Origin of the sequence: Pseudomonas sp. YuFO8 (assembly GCF_035065025.1) — a bacterium.
GTDB classification, from domain to species: domain Bacteria; phylum Pseudomonadota; class Gammaproteobacteria; order Pseudomonadales; family Pseudomonadaceae; genus Aquipseudomonas; species Aquipseudomonas putida_AE.
In genome coordinates, this window is the sequence record NZ_JAXDEQ010000119.1 from 1 (window position 1) to 486 (window position 486).

The following is a 486-nucleotide window of genomic DNA, read 5'->3' on the forward strand; positions in this document are numbered from 1 at the left end:
GCGAGCGGCACCTGCGCAGCCTGGAGGCGTTAAGCGCGCTGTACCCCGCGTCGTTGCTCGACGAAACCCAGGCCATTGCCCGCCGCTGCACCTTCGACCTCAGCCAATTGCGCTATCACTACCCACGCGAACTGGTGCCTGAAGGTCACGACGCCGAATCCTGGCTGCGCGCCGTGACCGAAGAAGGCATCGCCAAACGTTGGCCGCAGGGTGTCGACGCCAAGACCTTGCAGCAGATCAACAGCGAGCTGGAGTTGATCAGCGAGTTGGGTTACGAAAGCTACTTCCTCACGGTGCACGACATTGTGCAGTTCGCCCGCAGCCGCTCGATCCTGTGCCAGGGGCGCGGCTCGGCGGCCAACTCGGCAGTGTGTTTTGCCTTGGGCATCACCGAGATCGACCCGAGCCTGACCAGCATGCTGTTCGAGCGTTTTCTTTCCAGGGAGCGCAATGAGCCGCCGGATATCGACGTGGACTTCGAGCACG

The 486-nt window shown here is 62.8% G+C and carries 1 pseudogene; it reads left to right on the forward strand.

The window, feature by feature from the left end:
* Positions 1-486: pseudogene (gene dnaE2, locus SOP95_RS31575) on the forward strand (error-prone DNA polymerase); the annotation flags it as partial.